Source organism: Stenotrophomonas sp. DR822, from assembly GCF_019793815.1.
GTDB lineage: Bacteria > Pseudomonadota > Gammaproteobacteria > Xanthomonadales > Xanthomonadaceae > Stenotrophomonas > Stenotrophomonas indicatrix.
The window spans coordinates 2,358,841-2,377,500 of record NZ_CP081826.1 but is presented as its reverse complement, the minus strand read 5'-3'; the positions used below and the strand labels follow the sequence as shown (position 1 = coordinate 2,377,500).

The following is an 18,660-nucleotide window of genomic DNA, read 5'->3' as shown; positions in this document are numbered from 1 at the left end:
CAGCCGCAAGGCGAAGCTCTTGATCGAAGCCCCAGTAAACGGCGGCCGTAACTATAACGGTCCTAAGGTAGCGAAATTCCTTGTCGGGTAAGTTCCGACCTGCACGAATGGCGTAACGACAGCGGCGCTGTCTCCACCCGAGACTCAGTGAAATTGAAATCGCTGTGAAGATGCAGCGTTCCCGTGGCAAGACGGAAAGACCCCGTGAACCTTTACTATAGCTTTACACTGAACGTTGAGTTCGTCTGTGTAGGATAGGTGGGAGGCTATGAAACCATGGCGCTAGCTGTGGTGGAGCCATCCTTGAAATACCACCCTGTCGTGCTTGACGTTCTAACCTGGGCCCATTATCTGGGTCGGGGACCGTGTATGGTGGGTAGTTTGACTGGGGCGGTCTCCTCCTAAAGAGTAACGGAGGAGCTCGAAGGTACGCTCAGCGCGGTCGGACATCGCGCACTGTGTGCAAAGGCATAAGCGTGCTTGACTGCAAGATCGACGGATCAAGCAGGTAGGAAACTAGGACTTAGTGATCCGGTGGTTCTGTATGGAAGGGCCATCGCTCAACGGATAAAAGGTACTCCGGGGATAACAGGCTGATACCGCCCAAGAGTTCATATCGACGGCGGTGTTTGGCACCTCGATGTCGGCTCATCACATCCTGGGGCTGTAGTCGGTCCCAAGGGTATGGCTGTTCGCCATTTAAAGTGGTACGCGAGCTGGGTTCAGAACGTCGTGAGACAGTTCGGTCCCTATCTGCCATGGGCGTTGGAGATTTGAGAGGGGCTGCTCCTAGTACGAGAGGACCGGAGTGGACGAACCTCTGGTGTTCCGGTTGTCACGCCAGTGGCATTGCCGGGTAGCTATGTTCGGAAGCGATAACCGCTGAAAGCATCTAAGCGGGAAGCGCGCCTCAAGATGAGATCTCCCGGGGCACAAGCCCCCTGAAGGAACCATGTAGACTACGTGGTTGATAGGTCAGGTGTGTAAGTACAGCAATGTATTGAGCTAACTGATACTAATGATCCGAGAGGCTTGACCATATAACCTCAAGTTGCCTTGGCCGACATGACATGTCGATAGATCCAAGTGCACGCTACGTCACAAGACCAAACGAGAGGCAGGCGCTCAGGCGCGTCTCTTTGCAACGCAGGCATCACCATGCCAGCCCCTGCAAGGACACGACGCCTAGGCGACACTCCAACCGCCTCCCTGGTGAAATTAGCGCTATGGAACCACCCGATCCCATCCCGAACTCGGAAGTGAAACGTAGCTGCGCCGATGGTAGTGTGGCCTAAGCCATGCGAGAGTAGGTCATCGCCAGGGTTTATACCCAAAAACCCCGCTGCTCACGCAGCGGGGTTTTTTCTATTAAGTGAAGGCTCTGCTTTCTTGAGTTCCTTCCGCCCCAAGGGCAAGTACGCGAGCTGGCGCTGCAAGCGCTGCTGCAACCGTCTCCCTGGTGAAATTAGCGCTATGGAACCACCCGATCCCATCCCGAACTCGGAAGTGAAACGTAGCTGCGCCGATGGTAGTGTGGCCTAAGCCATGCGAGAGTAGGTCATCGCCAGGGTTTACATCCAAAAACCCCGCTGCTCACGCAGCGGGGTTTTTCTTTGTGCGCGAGAAACCGAGGGTAGTGCCGGCCGCTGGCCGGCAACCTCATGAACATCACGCGGCTGTACGTGCCAGCCGGCCAGCGGCCGGCCCTACCGGGTCCCAGCACTCACGCACAAAAAAGCGGCGCCCAAGGGCGCCGCTTTCTTTGGCACTCAACGGCTGGCGGACTTACTTCGCCGCAGCGGCCGGTGCCTTGGCCTTCATCATCGTGTCGCGGGCAGCCTTGAACGGATTGCCTTCGTACCAGTTGGGCCAACGATCACCGCCGGCCAGTTCCTTGCCGACGCCGTACATCAGCTGCAGGTCCTCGACCGTGCCATCCAGCTTCCAGGTGGCCGGGTCATACTCATCCTTCGGGCCGTGGTAACGGTTGGAGCCGTAGTCGGCGGCCGCCTTGCGACCGGCCTCGGCACCGCCGTCGCGCAGGTCTTCCCCGCCGTCGGCATACAGCGCCGGCACACCCGCCTTGGCGAAGTTGAAGTGATCCGAACGGAAGTAGAAGCCGCTCTGCACCGAGGTCTCGCCGTGCAGGGTGCGATCCTGGGCTGCAGCCAGCGGCTTGAGGATGTCTTCCAGCTCCGAACTGCCGAAGCCGGTCACGGTCACGTCCTTGGCACGACCGGCCACCGACATCGCATCGATGTTGATGACACCGGCGATCTTGTCCAGTGGGAAGGTCGGGTGGGCGACGTAGTACTTCGAACCCAGCAGGCCGGATTCTTCCAGGGTCACCGCCAGGAACACCACCGAACGTTCCGGCTTCGGTTCCTGATGGGCCATCGCTTCGGCCACCTCGAGAATGCCGGCCACGCCGGTCGCGTTGTCGACGGCACCGTTGTAGATGTTGTCGCCCTGTTCGCCCTCATGCTTGCCGAGGTGGTCCCAGTGCGCCATGTACAGCACGGCCTCATCGGCACGCTTGCTGCCAGGCAGCACGCCCACCACGTTGCGCGACTGCTTCTGCGCGACCTTGCTCTTCAGGTCCACCGAAGCGGTTGCCTTCAGCGGTACCGGCTTGAAGCCGGGCTTGCTGGCGTCCTTGTAGGCCTGGTCCAGATCCAGCCCGGCGCCGGCGAACAGGGCCTTGGCCGCGTCGGCGCTCAACCAGCCCTGTACCGGCAGGCGCGGCTCTGCATCGTCCTTGGCCGGCAGGTCGTACTGCGGGCCGGCCCAGGAGTTCTTCACCACGTCCCAACCGTACGAAGCGCCCGCGGTGTCATGCACGATCAGCGCGGCAGCAGCTCCCTTGCGCGCAGCTTCCTCGAACTTGTAGGTCCAGCGGCCGTAATAGGTCATGCGCTTGCCGTCGAACAGCTTTTCATCATTGACATGGAAGCCCGGGTCGTTGACGAACATGACCACCGTCTTGCCCTTCCAGTCCTGGCCGGCGTAATCGTTCCACTTCTGCTCCGGTGCATCCACGCCGTAGCCGACGAATACGAGGTCGCTGGCATCGAGCTTCACCTCTGTCTGGCCGGTACGGGTGCCCACCACCATGTCGGTGCCGAACTTCAGTTCGCGGGTCTTGCCGCCCTGGGTGAGGGTGAGCACGGTCGATTCATCGGCCGTGGTCTCGGTCATCGGCACGTCCTGGAACCAGCTGTCGCCGTTGCCGGGCTGCAGGCCGATGCGCTGCATCTGGTCGCGGATGTAGTTGACCGTCAGTTCTTCGCCCTTGCTGCCGGGCGAGCGGCCTTCGAACTCGTCAGAGGCCAGGGTCTTCACCATCTCGGCGAAGTCGGCGGCGTTGATCGCCGCTGAGAAGGTGTGCGTGGCCGGCTTGGCGGCGCTGTCGGCGCTGGGCGCCGGAGCCGGGGTGTCTTCGCCTTTGCAGGCGCTGAGCGCGGCCGCGGCGGCCAGGCACAGGAGGAGTTTGCGGGGCATCATCGGTTCCTGGAAACACAAGGGACGGCCACGCAGCACGCGCGACCGGTAGCGGGGAGTATCGCCCAAGCCGCAGGCTCAGTCGGCCGGGGCGGTATCGGTATCGAAGGGGATCGGATCGGCGCCGGTGACCGGGCCGATCCGCGCACTGCGGTGGACGTACAGCACCACCTCGCGCTCGAACAGCAGGCTGCCGTTGACCACGGCATTCGGCCCGATGATGACCCGCGGCTTGCGACTGGCCGTCAGCGAGACGCTGAAGTTCGGCTTGCGCACATGCACGCCACCGCCGACCTGTGAGCCGATGCCGACGGTGATGTCGCCGTTGACGGTCTCCACGTCCTTGCGCACGCGGCTGCCGACCAGGCCGATGCCGCCGTTGACGGTTTCCACGCCGCCTTCGATCTGGCTGCCCTGGTCGCTGAAAATGCTGCCGTTGACCGTGCTGACATCCCCATGTGCCGTTACTTCGCGGCCGAGGCGGATGCCGCCGTTGACGGTCTCGATGCTGCCTGTGCGCGCACGATCGGCGACCTTGACGCCGCCGTTGACGGTGTCGATGCTGCCGGTTTCCACGCCTTCGCCGACACGGATGCCACCATTGACGGTGTCCAGCTTGCCGTAGCGCTGGCCCGGATCGGCGCTGATGCTGCCGTTGACCTTGCTCACGTCTGCTTGGGCCCAGGCCGGGCCACTGGCCAGCGCAATGCCCAACAGCAGCGGAATGGAGAGAGCTTTCATGAGAACCTCGTTGTTGTGCGGCTGGCAGGCCGCGTGCGGAGATGTCACCATTCCCTGCACGTCTCCGCATCTGCCTGAAGTCACTGGAAAGCCCTTGCGCAACAACGTCTTCCCCTCACGCCGGCATCACATCGCCACCCTGCGCGGTGGACGTTGCCTGTTGCTGGGAATGGCGCTGGCCCTGGCGCTGCCATTGCCGGGTGCGGCACAGACCTCTTCGGCCCGCGAGGCCGAACGCAAGCTGCAGAAGCTGCGCACCGAACTGAAGGGCGTGGCGCAGGAGCGCCGGCAGATCGAGGGCCAGCGCGGACAGGCGTCGCAGCAGCTGCGCGAGGCCGATGAAAAGGTGGCACGCAGTGGTCGTGCGCTGGCCCAGACCGAATCGGCGCTGCGCGAGCAGACCCAGGCGCTGGTCCAGGCCGAACAGCGGCGCAATGCACTGCAGTCCAACCTGGAAAAGCAGAATCGCGAACTGGCCGGACTGCTGCGCGCGGCCTACCAGCTTGGCAACCACGCGCCGTTGAAGCTGCTGCTTTCGCAGGACACGGTGGCCGATGCCAACCGTGCGCTGGCCTATCACCGCTACCTGCAGCGCGAGCGCGCGCAGCGCATCACCACGCTGACGGCCGACCTCAAGGAACTGGAGACGCTGCAGGCGCAGATCGCCCAGCGCCAACAGCAGTTGCAGGGCACTCACCGCGAGCAGAAGCAGCAGGTCGCCACGCTCGCATCGGACCGGCGCGAGCGTGCGCAGACCGTCGCTTCGCTGGAAGAGCGCTTCAAGGACAAGCGCGAGAAGGAGCAGGCACTGGGCCAGGACGCCAAGGCGCTGGAAACCCTGCTGGCCAACCTGCGCGCTGCCGCGGCCCGCGCCGAGGCCGAGCGCCGTGCCGCCGCCCGCAAAGCCGCTGCGGAGAAGGCCGCTGCCGAAAAGGCCGCACGCCAGGCCAAGGCCGAAGGCCGCCCGGCACCGGCAACCAAGATTCCGCCGGCCGTGGCCTCCGCACCAGCGCCCAAGGTGGGTGGCCTGGGCTGGCCACTGTCGGGCAATCTGCTGGCCCGCTATGGCGGCAAGCTGCCGGATGGCCGTACCAGCAGTGGCGTGTTGATCGGCGCCCCCGCCGGAAGCACCGTCACCGCTGTGGCCGACGGTACGGTGGTGTTCTCCGATTGGATGACCGGCTACGGCATGATCCTGATCGTCGACCATGGCAACGGCTACATGAGCCTGTACGCGCACAACGACACCCTGCTGAAAGATGCCGGTGCGCGGGTCAGCCGTGGCGATGCAGTGGCCAAGGTCGGTAACTCCGGTGGCCAGGGCGTGACGGCGCTGTACTTCGAACTGCGCCGCGGCGGGCAACCGGTCAATCCGGACAGCTGGCTGCAGCGGCGCTGAATTCCGCCTGGCCGCAGCAGGGCGGATTCAACGGGAATTTAGCCACGCTTCGCGCATAATCGGTGCATGTGCCTTGGGCACGATGCCATCGTCGACAGGAGTGATCCATGCGCGCAGCCCGTACCGCCACCCTCTTGCTGGCTCTGTTGCCGGCCCTGTCCTGGGCACAGCAGACCGCCCCCGTCCCGTTGAAGGAAACTCCCGGGAAAGCGGCGAGCAGCGAGGAGGCGGTGACCTCGAAGGTGCCGCTGGACGACATCCGGCGCTTCGTGGCCGTCTACAACGCGGTGCGCGCGGCCTACGTCGATCCGGTCGATGACAACAAGCTGATGCAGTCGGCTGTGCGTGGCCTGCTGCTCGACCTCGATCCGCACAGCACCTACTTCAACAAGGAAGATGCCGAGGCGTTCGACGAACAGGCCAATGGCGCCTATGAAGGCATCGGCGTGGAGCTGCAGCAGCAGCCGGACAACGCCAGCATGAAGGTGATCTCGCCGATCGACGACACGCCAGCGGCCAAGGCCGGCATCCTCGCCGGCGACCTGATCATCGCCATCGATGGCAAGCCGATCAGCGCGATCGATGCCAGCGAACCGCTGCGCGGCCCGGCCGGCAGCAAGGTAGTGCTGACCATCGTCCGCGACGGCAAGCCCAAGCCCTTCGACGTCAGCCTGACCCGGCAGACGATCCGCGTGACCAGCGTGCGCAGCCGCCTGCTGGAACCGGGTTATGGCTACATCCGCCTGAGCACGTTCCAGGCCGACACCGGTTCTGATTTCCAGAAGCACCTGCAGCAGCTGCAGAAGCAGTCCGGCGGCAACCTCAAGGGGCTGGTGCTGGATCTGCGCAGCAATCCGGGTGGTCTGCTGACCGCTGCGGTGCAGGTGGCCGATGATCTGCTCGACAAGGGCAACATCGTCAGCACCCGCGGCCGCATCAGCATCAGCGATGCACGCTTCGACGCAACCCCGGGCGACCTGCTGAAGGGCGCGCCAGTGGTGGTGCTGGTCGATGCCGGTTCGGCCAGTGCATCGGAAGTGCTGGCCGGCGCACTGCGCGACAACAAGCGCGCGCGCGTGATCGGCAGCCGCACCTTCGGCAAGGGCTCGGTGCAGACCGTGCTGCCGCTGGACAACGGCGATTCGGTGAAGCTGACCACGGCGCGCTACTATACACCCAGCGGTAAATCGATCCAGGCCACCGGTATCGTGCCGGAAGTGGAACTGAAGGCAGCACCGCGTCCGGAAGACGAGGCATTGCCGGCCAGCCTGAGTGACTACAGTGAAGCGACGCTGCCGGGCCACCTGCGCGGTGACGAGGAAGGCACCGAGGGCTATCACGCAGGCGCCGTGTTGCCGGGCGATGGCCCTATCAACGATGCACTGGCCGAACTGAAGAACCCGGGTTCGGTTGCGGCGCGCTTGAAGGCAGAAGCTGCGAAGGCCGAAGCGGACAGGGCAGCAAAGGCCGCCGCCAAGCCGGCACCGAAGGCGGAGCCCAAGGCTGAAGCAAAGCCCGAAGCCAAGCCCGAAGCCAAGCCTGCAGAGATCCCGGCCAAGCCTTGATTGCGTAGCGTCGAGCCATGCTCGACTGATGAGCGGACACCGCCCGAGCATGGCTCGGGCGTTTCGCAGAATGCAGCAAGCCGACGCTAGAACCCGTGCCGCTTGCGCAGACGCCGCGCGATCGCTGCGCGCACGTACATGCCGTACACCACGCCGAACACGAAGCCCCCGATGTGCGCCCACCAGGCGACCATGCCGAAGGTCGGGCCGATGTAGGCGAACACCACCTGCAGCGCCGCCCACACACCGATCAGCAGATAGGCCGGGGCGCGCACGAACTCCAGGAACAGCCCCAGCGGGATCACCACGCCCAGGCGCGCGCCGGGGAACAGCGCCAGATAGGCACCGATCAGCGCCGACACCGCACCGCTGGCGCCGATGATGATCTGGTCCGGGCTGCCCATGGTGTAGATCGCGACCAGGTTGGAGATCGCCCCGCCCACCAGGAACAGCAGCAGCAACCGCCACGGGCCCAGCACCCGCTCGGCCGGCAGGCCGAAGATCAGCAGGAACACCAGGTTGCCCAGCAGGTGCGACCAGTCGGCGTGCAGGAACAGGGCGGTGAACAGGCGCAGCACGCTGCCGTCCTGCAGCGTTGCCCACCAGTCCAGCGGGTGGGTCAGGCCGGTGGACAGGGCGCCCCAGTCCAGCCACAGGCTTCCGCGGGCGTCGTCCGGGCGCGAGATCGACCACAGGAATGCCAGCCACAGTGCCGCAAACAGCACGGGTGTAGCCCAGCGCAGGGTCGCCTTCTTGCGCGAGGGGAGGGAGACAAACATGGCACTAGCCTAGCGTGCGGGCGCTTTTGGCGGGGAGGGGGCCTGTTCAGCTTTTGCGACGAAGAAAGCGCCAGCGCTGTTATTGTTTCATTAACGGCTCTGGGTAATACTCGCATACGGCGTCGTATGTCGGGAGGGGAATCCGGCGCGCTTCGAAAGGCCATCCGGCCTGTCGGGCGCAGGCGCACTCAGAGCACCATCACCGCTTACCGGAGAGAGAGAACTACGATGCAAACTGCTTCCACCATTGCCCGCCTGACCCTGCTGGCCGTCGGCGTTGCCGGTGCGCTGGCCGCCGCCGACGCCAATGCCGCCGCCTTCCAGCTGAAGGAAAACAGCGCCAAGGGCCTGGGCCGCGCCTTCGCTGGTTCCACCTCTGCCGAAGGCGATGCCTCGGTGGTCGCCACCAACCCGGCCTCGATGCGCCTGCTGGAAGGCACCCAGATCCAGGGTGACGTCAGCGCCATCAGCTTCGGCGCCAAGTTCCGCGGCGAAGGCCGCTATGCCAACGGCGCTCCGATTTCCGGCGGCAACGGCGGCGACGCCGGCATGATCGCTCCGGTTCCGGCCGCGTACTTCCACGTGCCGTTCGGCGAGAAGGACAACATGCACTTCGGCGTGTCGCTGACCGTGCCGTTCGGCTTCAAGACCGAATACGACCGTGACTGGGTCGGCCGCTACAACGGCGTCAAGACCGAACTGCAGGCCATCGACCTGGGTGCGGCCTTCTCCTACGACGTCAATCCGTACCTGTCGTTCGGTGCGTCGGTGTTCGCCGAGCGCCTGAATGTCGACCTGACCAGCGCCGTCGACGGCGGCACCGCCATCAACGCCAGCGCCCAGCAGCGCGCTGCCGCCGCTGCACTGGCCGCTGGCCGCACCCCGGCACAGGCCCAGGCCGCTGCCCAGGCCGCTGGCCGCCAGGCCGCACAGCTCGGCTTCTCGCCGGGTACCGCTGATGGTTACCTGCGCATCAAGGGCGACGAAGTGTCCGTCGGCTACACCCTGGGCATGACCGTCAGCCCGGTGGAAGGCACCAACATCGCCTTCAGCTACCGCTCGGAAGTCGAACACAAGATCACCGACGGCAAGGCCGACTTCACCATGACCCCGGCTGCTGCCGCGTTCCTGGCGCAGGCTGCCCCGGGCACCTTCGTCGACAGCAATGGCCGCGCGACCATCACCCTGCCGGCCAGCGCCACCGTCAGCTTCACGCACCGCGTGAACGACCAGTGGAAGATCATGGCCGACGTGTCGCGCACCGCATGGAGCAAGTTCGACGAAGTGCGCGTCGACTACGACTCCAACCAGCCCGACAGCGTGCTGCCGTTCCACTACCGCGACACCACCTTCGCTTCGATCGGTACCGAGTACCGTCTGAACGAGCAGCTGACCCTGCGTGGCGGTCTGGCCTATGACCAGACCCCGACCACCGACGCCCACCGTGACGTCCGCGTGCCGGATACCACCCGCAAGTGGCTGTCGCTGGGCCTGACCTGGGCGCCGTCGGAGAAGATGGAATACAGCGTGGGCTACACCCACCTGTTCACCAAGGATCCGAACATCAACTCGACCTCCGCTACCGCCAACAACGTTGTCGGCAAGTACAAGGTCACCGGCGACGTGCTGGCTGCGTCGATGCAGTACAAGTTCTGATTCCGGCGATTGCCTGAAGCAGTACGAAGGAGGCCCCGCGCAAGCGGGGCTTTCTTTTTTCCGGGGATCTGCATCCACGCATGGCGTGGATCTACGCGACAATGGCCTGATGGCCGATCGCCGATACCTGAAGAAGATGACCCGCTACTGGGCCGCCGAAGAGGCCAGGGCCACCGTGGCGCTGCAGGATGCGCTCGCATCGGAATGGTTCGACTACTGGCATACCCACCTGGACTGGAAGGGGCGTGGCAATCGCCATGGCAGTGATCGCACCGCCGTTGCCGCCGCGTTGCTGCGGCTGCTCGAGCGCGCGGTGGCCTGCAGGCGGCAGGACACCCAGTGCTGGGTGGTGTTGGCGCCGGATAGCAGCCAGAGCGCGCTGTTCCTGCATTCGCCCAATCCGCAGGGAACGCCTTGGCCGCATCCGTTCGATGGCGTGACCTGGGATATCGAAGCACCGGATTGGCTCGCGCCTTTGCTGGCGCCGCATCATCAACTGGGCCGCTGGGGTAGCGCAGGGCCCCGGCGGCTGCTGGTGCGCGTGCGCGCTTGATTTCCATCCACGCATGGCGTGGATCTACTGGAGCCATCCACGCATGGCGTGGATCTACTGGAGCCATCCACGCGGGGCGCGGATCTACGCGACAATAGCGCGATGAACCTGTCCGACCCGAATTTCCAGCTGGAGCTGGCTGCCAACATCGCCGTTGCCGGCTCGATCCTGCTGGCCGGCCGCAACAACGTGCATACGTGGTGGCTGGGCATCGTCGGCTGCGCGTTGTTCGCCGCCGTGTTCGAGCGCTCGCACCTGTACGCGGACATGGTCCTGCAGTTCTTCTTCGTGGTCATCAGCGTGTTCGGCTGGTGGCAGTGGCTGCGTGGTGACCATGGCGCGCCATTGCCCATAACCCGCTTGCCAGCACGCGCGTGGAGCTGGCTGCTGCCGTTGGCGGTGCTGGCGACCTTCGGTTACGGCTGGATGCTGACCCGGCTGACCAATGCGTATGCGCCCTACATCGACTCGGCGGTGCTGGTGCTGAGCGTGATCGCACAGTTCCTGATGATGCGGCGCAAGCTGGAATCGTGGTGGGTGTGGCTGCTGGTCAACACCATCGCGGTGCCGCTGTACTACAGCCGCGGGCTGCACCTGACCTCGATCCTGTACGTCGGTTTCTGGATCAACGCGCTGGTGGCGCTGCGTCACTGGCGGCACCTGATGCGCGCTGAAGCGGATACGGGCAGGGCGGCCGATGGCATTGCCTGAGCGGGTACCGCGCGGGTTGGTGGTCGGCAAGTTCTGCCCGCTCCACCTCGGCCACGAGCGCCTGATCGAATTTGCTTCTGCCCGCTGCACCCAGCTGCTGGTGATCGGCTGGTCGCAGCCGGGCTTTGCCGGCTACAGCGCAGAGCGCCGCGAGCGCTGGCTGCGCGCGCGCTTTCCGCAGGCGACGGTGGCGGTGCTGGATGATGCGCGGCTGGCGGCGTTGTGCAGGCAGCAGGGCGTTCCCGCACGTGCGCTGCCGCAGGACAAGGACAGTGAGCAGGTGCAACGCGCGTTCACCGCATGGCTGTGCGTGGCGTTGTTTGGCGGACCGGTGCAGGCTGTTTTCACCGGTGAAGACTACGGCGATGGTTTCGCTGCAGCCCTGGCGCAGCATTTCAATGCGACGGTGCAGCACCATCGGCTGGAGCGTTCGACCGACATCGGTCAGGCCAGTGGTACCGAACTGCGCGTCGATCCGCATGCGCATCGACAGGGCCTGAGCCGGTCGGTCTACGCCGACCATGTGCAGCGGGTGGCCTTCATCGGCGGTGAGTCCACGGGCAAGAGCACGCTGGCGCGGGTGCTGGCCGAACGCCTGGGTACGGCATGGGTGCCGGAGTTCGGGCGTACGTTGTGGGAGCAGCAGGGCGGCGAGTTGCAGGCGCAGGATCTGCTGCGTATCGCTGCGACCCAGCCGCAGCACGAGCACCAGGCTGCGCAACATGCGCATCGCTGGTTGTTCTGCGATACCACGCCGTTGGTGACGCTGGGCTACAGCGGCTGGATGTTCGGCACGGCGCCCGAACCACTGCAGCGGGCTGCGGCGCGTGCGTACGACCTGCTGTTCCTGTGCGCCCCGGATATCCCGTTCGAGCCGGATGGAACGCGTGTGGGCGAGGAGTTCCGCATGCGCCAACACGCGTGGTATCTGCAGCAGTTGCAGGCGCGAGGAATGGCGTATGTGTTGCTGGAAGGCGACCTGGAGATGCGTATCGCGCGGGTGCTGGAGGAATTGGTGAGGCGTGCGGACAACCGATTCAGTGTGGTGGCGGAATGAGCTGCCAGGGGTTGGCAGCTTCGCATTCGCCCCGCCATCAAAAAACCCCGCTTTCGCGGGGTTTTTCGTTTACTGCATGACGCCCGGGATCAGTCGCCCAGGGTCAGCAGCGAGGCATTGCCGCCGGCAGCGGTGGTGTTCACCGTCACCGTCTTTTCGGTGGCGAAGCGCAGCAGGTAGTGCGGGCCGCCGGCCTTGGGGCCGGTGCCGGACAGGCCCTGGCCGCCGAACGGCTGCACGCCGACCACCGCACCGATCTGGTTGCGGTTGACGTAGACGTTGCCGACGTGGACCCCGTTGCTGATGCGGTCGACGGTTTCGTCGATGCGCGAATGCACGCCCAAGGTCAGGCCATAGCCGGTGGCGTTGATCTGGTCGATCACCGCGTCGAGCTGGTCGCCCTTCCAGCGGATCACGTGCAGGACCGGCCCGAAGATTTCCTTCTGCAGCTGGCCCAGGTCCTTCAGTTCGTACGCACGCGGTGCGAAGAAGGTGCCGTTGGCCGCTTCGGCGGACAGTTCGGCCGCAGCGATCAGGCGCGCTTCGCGGTCCATGCGCACGGCGTGGTCCTGCAGGATCTTCAGTGCATCGGCGTCGATCACCGGGCCGACGTCGGTGGACAGCAGGCCGGGGTTGCCGACCTTCAGTTCCTTCATCGCACCGGCCAGCATGGTCATCACCTTGTCGGCGATGTCGTCCTGCACGAACAGCACGCGCGCGGCCGAGCAGCGCTGGCCGGCCGAGGTGAAGGCCGAACCGATGGCGTCCTTGACCAGCTGTTCCGGCAGTGCCGAGGAGTCGGCGATGAAGGCGTTCTGGCCGCCGGTTTCGGCGATCAGCACGCCGATGGCGGCGTCACGTGCAGCCATCGCGCGGTTGATCGCACGGGCGGTGTCGGTGGAGCCGGTGAAGGCCACGCCGGCCACGCGCGGGTCGGCGGTCAGCGCAGCACCGACGGTGGCGCCATCGCCCGGCAGGTACTGCAGCACGTCAGCCGGCACGCCGGCATCGTGCAGCAGCTTCACTGCGTAGTAGCCGATCAGGTTGGTCTGCTCGGCCGGCTTGGCGATCACGCTGTTGCCGGCGGCCAGTGCGGCAGCCACCTGGCCCAGGAAGATCGCCAGCGGGAAGTTCCACGGGCTGATGCAGACGAACACGCCACGGCCATGCAGCTGCAGTTCGTTGGATTCGCCGGTCGGGCTGGGCAGCTTCTCGGCGTGGCTGAACTGCTCGCGTGCCTGCTTGGCGTAGTAGCGCAGGAAGTCCACCGCTTCGCGCACTTCGGCGATGCCGTCGGGCAGGCTCTTGCCGGCTTCCTTCACGCACAGCGCCATGAACTCGGGCATGCGCGCTTCCAGCTGGTCGGCGGCGTGCTCGAGGATGGCGGCGCGGCTGGCGGCTGGGGTGCGGTTCCAGCCCGGCTGCGCAGCCACGGCATTGGCCAGCGCCTTCTGCACGGTGGCGGCATCGGCGGCCTGCCACTGGCCGACCACTTCACGGGTGTCGGCCGGGTTGGTCACCGGCAGCGAGGCACCGGTCGGGTTCGCGCCCGGCACCAGCGGTGCGGCCTGCCAGGGCTTCACTGCAGCGTTGAGCTGCTCGGCCAGGGCGCGCAGTTCGTTGTCGTTGGCGAGGTTGGCGCCCATGGAGTTCTTCCTGTCGTGGTTCTGGCTGCGCAGCAGGTCAACCGGCAGCGGGATCTTGGGATGCGGAATCGATTCGAACGAGGACACCATCTCGACCGGATCGCGGACCAGGTCGGCGATCGGCACGCGCTCGTCGGTGATGCGGTTGACGAAGCTGGAGTTGGCGCCGTTTTCCAGCAGGCGACGCACCAGGTACGGCAGCAGGTCTTCATGCGAACCGACCGGCGCGTACACGCGGCAGGGCAGGCCAAGGCGATCGGCCGGCACTACTTCGGCGTACAGGTCATCGCCCATGCCGTGCAGCTTCTGGTGCTCGTAGACGCCACCGTTGGCGATGCTGCGCACTGCGGCGATGGTGTGTGCGTTGTGCGTGGCGAACATCGGGTAGATCGCGTCGGCATGGGTAAACAGACGCTTGGCACACGCCAGGTAGGACACGTCGGTGTTCTGCTTGCGGGTGAACACCGGGTAGCCGGCATAGCCTTCGATCTGCGCGCGCTTGATCTCGGCGTCCCAGTAGGCGCCCTTGACCAGGCGCACCTGCAGGCGACGACCGGCGCGGCGCGCCATGTCGGCCAGGTGGTCGATCGTGTACGGCGTACGCTTCTGGTAAGCCTGCACGACCACGCCGAAGCCATCCCAGCCGGCCAGCGAGGCATCGCCGAACACCTGCTCGATGATGTCCAGCGACAGTTCCAGGCGATCGGACTCTTCGGCGTCGACGGTGCAGCCGATGCCGTAGCTCTTGGCCAGCTGCGCCAGTTCCAGCACGCCCGGCACCAGGTCTTTCAGCACGCGCGCGCGCTTGGCGTGCTCGTAGCGCGGGTACAGCGCCGACAGCTTGATCGAGATGCCCGGTGCGTTGTTGACGTCGCCATCGGCACGGCCACCGCGCGACTTGTGGTCACCACCGATGGCGTGGATCGCACGACGGTAGTCTTCCAGGTAACGCAGGGCGTCCTTCATGGTCAGCGCGCCTTCGCCGAGCATGTCGAACGAGTAGCGGTAGCTGGCGCTGTCGCCCTTGTGCGAGCGTGCCAGCGCTTCGCCGATGGTGCGGCCCATGACGAACTGGTGGCCCATGATCTTCATCGCCTGGCGCACGGCCAGGCGTACCACCGGCTCACCAACGCGGCCGACCAGACGCTTGAACGCGCTGGGCGCATCGGCGCGGGTGGCGTCGTTCATCTGCACCAGCTTGCCGGTCAGCATCAGGCCCCAGGTGGAGGCGTTGACCAGCACCGAGTCGCTGCCGCCCAGGTGTTTTTCCCAGTCGGCATCGGCCAGCTTGTCGCGGATAAGCTTGTCGGCGGTCTCCTGGTCCGGAATGCGCAGCAGCGCCTCGGCCACGCACATCAGCAGCACGCCTTCCTCGCTGCCCAGGTCGTACTGGCGCATGAAGGCTTCGATCGCGCCCTGGTCCTTGGCGCGCACACGCACCCGGGCGACCAGGTCGGCGGCCAGCGCCTGCACCTTGGCCTGCTCGTCGGCCGGCAGGCGCGCCTGCGCCAGCAGTTCGCGCACATGGCTGGCCTCGTCCTTCAGCCAACCATCGGTGATGGCCTGGCGGAACGGGTTGGGGGACGCCGGCAGTTCCGGCGACAGCAGCGCCGAGTGACGCGGAACGTCGCTGGCGGCAATGGGAGAGGAGGGTGCGTTCATGCCGGTCCGGCCAGTGGAAAACTTGGCGATTTTAATCATTTTTTTGACTTCAGGAAGGCCCGCGCAGCCACCTTCATGAATGCTGATAGCCCCTAGCGGTGGTGGATTCAGCGTGTTCAGCAAAGTCGGGCCGTTTTGTGCCGAATTCGTCATTCGTGCCGCTGGGCTCATGCTGTATTGCAGCATCGGAAAAAGTGTGAATGCACCCTTGCTACCGGCGAGAGGGCAGGGCTACCATCGAGACGTTTCCCGCGGCAGGAACGCGGTTGCGACATGATCGAGGTGCTTACAGCTCCGGATGGGTCAGGTACGCAGCTGCGACTGCGTCCCCCACGGGCGCTCGATGCCCGGCAGTTCGTCCTGTTGTTTGCTGTGTTGTCGGGAGTGATGTGGCTGGTGTCCGCCTTCGGGTGGGTGGCCGGCAATGCATTCGCCCCCCTGTTCGCGCTGCTGTACAGCCTGTTGCTGGCAGCTGCGTTGCGCGCGTTGTGGCGCAGTGGTGAACGGCAGGAGGAAATCCGGGTAGTGCCGGCGTGCGTGGAGGTCATCCCCGTGCCCGGTGGATCGCCGGTGTTCCGGGCTCATCCGCACTGGGTGCGCCTGCTCACCGACGATGCGAGGGTCCGGCTGGCATCCAGCGGCCGGCAGGTGGAGGTGGGGAGTTTCCTCGCGCCGGCCGAACGTCAAACGCTTGTTGAAACGCTTGAAGATTTGCTCGCCGCCAGCGATGGCGGCAACCGACGACGCTAAGGGTCTAGGCAATGAAGCAAAGCAGAGGGTGGGGCACGAAGTGCGTTGCAATGGCCGCCGCGATGGGGGCCCTGCTGTCGATGCCGGGGACGGCGCTGGCCCAGGCGGCCGATCCAAAACCGTGGCAGTTGAACATGGGCAAGGGGGTGACCCAGACCTCGCGCCTGGCCTGGGAATCGAACAACCTTTCGCTGATCGTCTGTACGGTGATCGGCGTGATCGTGTTCGGCGCGATGGCCTACGCGATGTTCAAGTTCCGCAAGTCCAAGGGCGCGGTCGCTGCCACCTTCAGCCACAACACCAAGGCCGAAGTCATCTGGACGGTGATCCCGGTGATCATCCTGGTGGTGATGGCGTGGCCGGCCACGGCCAACCTGATCAAGATGTACGACACCCGCGATGCCGAGATGACGGTCAAGGTCACCGGCTACCAGTGGATGTGGAAGTACGAGTACCTGGGCGAGAACGTGACCTTCACCAGCCGCCTGGACCGCGAGTCCGACCGCATGCGGCAGAGTGGCAAGGTACCGACCCGCGAGAGCCATCCGCACTACCTGCTGGATGTCGACAACCGGCTGGTGCTGCCGGTGGACACCAAGGTGCGCTTCGTCATCACCTCCGACGATGTGATCCACGCCTGGTGGGTGCCGGCGCTGGGCTGGAAGCAGGACGCCATTCCCGGCTTCATCAACGAAGCCTGGACCAGCATCGAGCAGCCCGGTGTCTACCGCGGCCAGTGCGCGGAGCTGTGCGGCAAGGACCATGGCTTCATGCCGATCGTGGTCGAGGCGGTGTCCAAGGAAGAATTCAAGCAGTGGCTGGCGCAACGCAAACCGGCGCCTGCACCGGCAGCCCCTGCCGCGCCCGCCGAACCCACCGCACCTGCCAGTGCAACGCCGGCGCAGCCGGCGGCACCGGCAGCCGCCGAGGCCGGCAACGCGCCTGCGGCGGCGGTCAGCGGAGCCTGATGTAACTGCCCGCGGCCGTATCGCGGCTGCGGCGACAACCGATCCTGAGAGGTGTTTTGCAATGGCGCACTCGGCAGTTGGGCACGACGATCACCATCACCCGCAGAGCTTCTTCGAGCGTTGGTTCTTCTCGACCAACCACAAGGACATCGGCACGCTGTACCTGGGTTTCAGCTTCATCATGTTCGTCATCGGCGCGTTCATGAGCGTGCTGATCCGGCTGGAACTGGCCCAGCCCGGCATCCAGTACATCCGTCCGGAAATCTTCAACCAGCTGACCACCGTACACGCGCTGGTGATGATCTTCGGCGGGGTGATGCCGGCCTTCGTCGGCCTGGCCAACTGGATGATCCCACTGCAGATCGGCGCGCCGGACATGGCGCTGCCGCGCATGAACAACTGGTCGTTCTGGCTGCTGCCGGTGGCCTTCAGCCTGCTGCTGCTGACCTTCCTGCTGCCCGGTGGTGCGCCAGCCGGTGGCTGGACGCTGTACCCGCCGCTGTCGCTGCAGGGCGGCTACAACGTGGCGTTCACCGTGTTCGCCATCCACGTGGCCGGCATCAGTTCGATCATGGGCGCGATCAACATCATCGCCACGGTGCTGAACATGCGCGCGCCCGGCATCGACCTGCTGAAAATGCCGATCTTCTGCTGGGCCTGGCTGATCACCGCGTTCCTGCTGATTGCGGTGATGCCGGTGCTGGCCGGTGCGGTGACGATGCTGCTGACCGACAAGTTCTTCGGCACCAGCTTCTTCAATGCGGCCGGTGGTGGTGACCCAGTGATGTTCCAGCACATCTTCTGGTTCTTCGGCCATCCCGAGGTCTACATCATGATCCTGCCCGCCTTCGGCGTGGTCAGCGAGATCATCCCGACCTTCAGCCGCAAGCCGCTGTTCGGCTACCAGGCGATGGTCTACGCCACTGCGGCGATCGCGTTCCTGTCGTTCATCGTCTGGGCCCACCACATGTTCACCGTGGGCATGCCGCTGGGCGGCGAGATCTACTTCATGTTCGCCACCATGCTGATCTCGATCCCGACCGGGGTGAAGGTGTTCAACTGGGTCAGCACGATGTGGCGCGGCTCGCTCACGTTCGAAGCCCCCATGCTGTGGTCGGTGGCGTTCGTCATCCTGTTCACCATCGGCGGGTTCTCCGGCCTGATGCTGGCGATCGTGGCCGCCGACTTCCAGTATCACGACACCTACTTCGTGGTCGCCCACTTCCACTACGTGCTGGTGACCGGCGCGGTGTTCGCGCTGATCGCGGCGGTGTACTACTGGTGGCCGAAGTGGACCGGGCGCATGTACAGCGAGAAGTGGGCCAAGGTGCACTTCTGGTGGTCGATCGTGTTCGTCAACCTGCTGTTCTTCCCGCAGCATTTCCTGGGCCTGGCCGGCATGCCGCGCCGCATCCCCGATTACTCGGTGGCGTTCGCCGACTGGAACCTGATCAGCTCGATCGGTGCGTTCGGCATGTTCGCCACGCCGTTCATGATGGCTGCGATCCTGCTGTCCTCGCTGCGCAATGGCGAGAAGGCCGAGGCCCGCTCCTGGGAAGGCGCGCGCGGTCTGGAGTGGACGCTGCCGTCGCCGGCACCGGCGCACACCTTCACCACGCCGCCGACCATCCGCCCGGGTGACCTGGCCCACGACGATATCGGTCATTGAGGT

Annotated in this window: 13 protein-coding genes and 3 rRNA genes (1 of these 16 only partly in view); 12 read left to right on the top strand and 4 right to left on the bottom strand. The window is 65.2% G+C overall.

Translation table 11 applies throughout. The features are described 5' to 3' along the window. From K5K93_RS10990 to rrf (K5K93_RS10980), 3 genes are all read left to right on the top strand, one after another. Positions 1 to 1,040, top strand: a 23S ribosomal RNA gene (locus K5K93_RS10990) (it extends 1,841 nt beyond the left edge of the window). 168 nt (positions 1,041 to 1,208) lie between these two features. After that, a 5S ribosomal RNA gene (gene rrf / locus K5K93_RS10985) occupies positions 1,209 to 1,323 on the top strand. A 132-nt stretch (positions 1,324 to 1,455) separates the two neighbouring features. Further along, a 5S ribosomal RNA gene (gene rrf, locus K5K93_RS10980) occupies positions 1,456 to 1,570 on the top strand. 215 nt (positions 1,571 to 1,785) lie between these two features. On the opposite strand, the gene K5K93_RS10975 is transcribed toward rrf (K5K93_RS10980), so the two are convergent. Both K5K93_RS10975 and K5K93_RS10970 read right to left on the bottom strand, forming a co-directional pair. Next, positions 1,786 to 3,501 (bottom strand): M28 family metallopeptidase, encoded by a 1,716-nt coding sequence (locus K5K93_RS10975; protein ID WP_222387892.1) that lies wholly within the window; start codon positions 3,499 to 3,501, stop codon positions 1,786 to 1,788. Between the two features lie 78 nt (positions 3,502 to 3,579). Next, a complete protein-coding gene (locus K5K93_RS10970; protein WP_032975637.1) occupies positions 3,580 to 4,242 on the bottom strand; it encodes a hypothetical protein in 663 nt (220 codons plus the stop codon). A gap of 169 nt (positions 4,243 to 4,411) precedes the next feature. Between K5K93_RS10970 and K5K93_RS10965 the strand changes: the two genes are divergently transcribed. Together K5K93_RS10965 and K5K93_RS10960 are read left to right on the top strand one after the other, a co-directional pair. Further along, the gene (locus tag K5K93_RS10965; protein WP_261311970.1) at positions 4,412 to 5,641 is read left to right on the top strand and encodes a peptidoglycan DD-metalloendopeptidase family protein; all 1,230 of its coding nucleotides are present in this window, start codon (positions 4,412 to 4,414) and stop codon (positions 5,639 to 5,641) included. A gap of 107 nt (positions 5,642 to 5,748) precedes the next feature. After that, positions 5,749 to 7,206: a S41 family peptidase gene (locus K5K93_RS10960; protein ID WP_140226252.1), complete on the top strand. Its 1,458-nt coding sequence runs from the start codon at positions 5,749 to 5,751 to the stop codon at positions 7,204 to 7,206. A gap of 86 nt (positions 7,207 to 7,292) precedes the next feature. Here K5K93_RS10960 and K5K93_RS10955 read toward each other — a convergent pair whose 3' ends face one another. Beyond that, positions 7,293 to 7,985 carry a rhomboid family intramembrane serine protease gene (locus K5K93_RS10955; RefSeq protein ID WP_025878304.1) on the bottom strand — a complete coding sequence of 231 codons (693 nt, stop codon included), beginning with the start codon at positions 7,983 to 7,985 and terminating at the stop codon, positions 7,293 to 7,295. A 228-nt stretch (positions 7,986 to 8,213) separates the two neighbouring features. On the opposite strand from K5K93_RS10955, the gene K5K93_RS10950 reads away from it, so the two are divergent. From K5K93_RS10950 to K5K93_RS10935, 4 genes are all read left to right on the top strand, one after another. After that, on the top strand, positions 8,214 to 9,641 hold the full coding sequence (locus K5K93_RS10950) for an outer membrane protein transport protein (protein ID WP_025878303.1): 1,428 nt from the start codon (positions 8,214 to 8,216) through the stop codon (positions 9,639 to 9,641). Between the two features lie 109 nt (positions 9,642 to 9,750). Further along, positions 9,751 to 10,194, top strand: coding sequence for a hypothetical protein (locus tag K5K93_RS10945; protein WP_222387890.1), 444 nt, complete (start codon positions 9,751 to 9,753; stop codon positions 10,192 to 10,194). Positions 10,195 to 10,296: 102 nt separating this feature from the next. Beyond that, complete coding sequence (pnuC, locus tag K5K93_RS10940) at positions 10,297 to 10,905, top strand: nicotinamide riboside transporter PnuC (protein ID WP_222387889.1); 609 nt, start codon at positions 10,297 to 10,299, stop codon at positions 10,903 to 10,905. Next, positions 10,892 to 11,962 (top strand): AAA family ATPase, encoded by a 1,071-nt coding sequence (locus K5K93_RS10935; protein ID WP_222387888.1) that lies wholly within the window; start codon positions 10,892 to 10,894, stop codon positions 11,960 to 11,962. The genes pnuC and K5K93_RS10935 overlap by 14 nt, the downstream gene beginning before the upstream one ends. An 89-nt stretch (positions 11,963 to 12,051) precedes the next feature. On the opposite strand, the gene putA is transcribed toward K5K93_RS10935, so the two are convergent. Next, positions 12,052 to 15,270, bottom strand: coding sequence for a bifunctional proline dehydrogenase/L-glutamate gamma-semialdehyde dehydrogenase PutA (putA, locus tag K5K93_RS10930; protein ID WP_222387887.1), 3,219 nt, complete (start codon positions 15,268 to 15,270; stop codon positions 12,052 to 12,054). Between the two features lie 273 nt (positions 15,271 to 15,543). Between putA and K5K93_RS10925 the strand changes: the two genes are divergently transcribed. From K5K93_RS10925 to ctaD, 3 genes are all read left to right on the top strand, one after another. After that, positions 15,544 to 16,020 (top strand): DUF2244 domain-containing protein, encoded by a 477-nt coding sequence (locus tag K5K93_RS10925; RefSeq protein WP_093821024.1) that lies wholly within the window; start codon positions 15,544 to 15,546, stop codon positions 16,018 to 16,020. 11 nt (positions 16,021 to 16,031) lie between these two features. After that, positions 16,032 to 16,988, top strand: coding sequence for a cytochrome c oxidase subunit II (gene coxB / locus K5K93_RS10920; RefSeq protein ID WP_222387886.1), 957 nt, complete (start codon positions 16,032 to 16,034; stop codon positions 16,986 to 16,988). A gap of 61 nt (positions 16,989 to 17,049) precedes the next feature. Continuing rightward, the gene (ctaD, locus tag K5K93_RS10915; RefSeq protein WP_025878294.1) at positions 17,050 to 18,657 is read left to right on the top strand and encodes a cytochrome c oxidase subunit I; all 1,608 of its coding nucleotides are present in this window, start codon (positions 17,050 to 17,052) and stop codon (positions 18,655 to 18,657) included. The last annotated feature ends 3 nt before the right edge of the window (positions 18,658 to 18,660 follow it).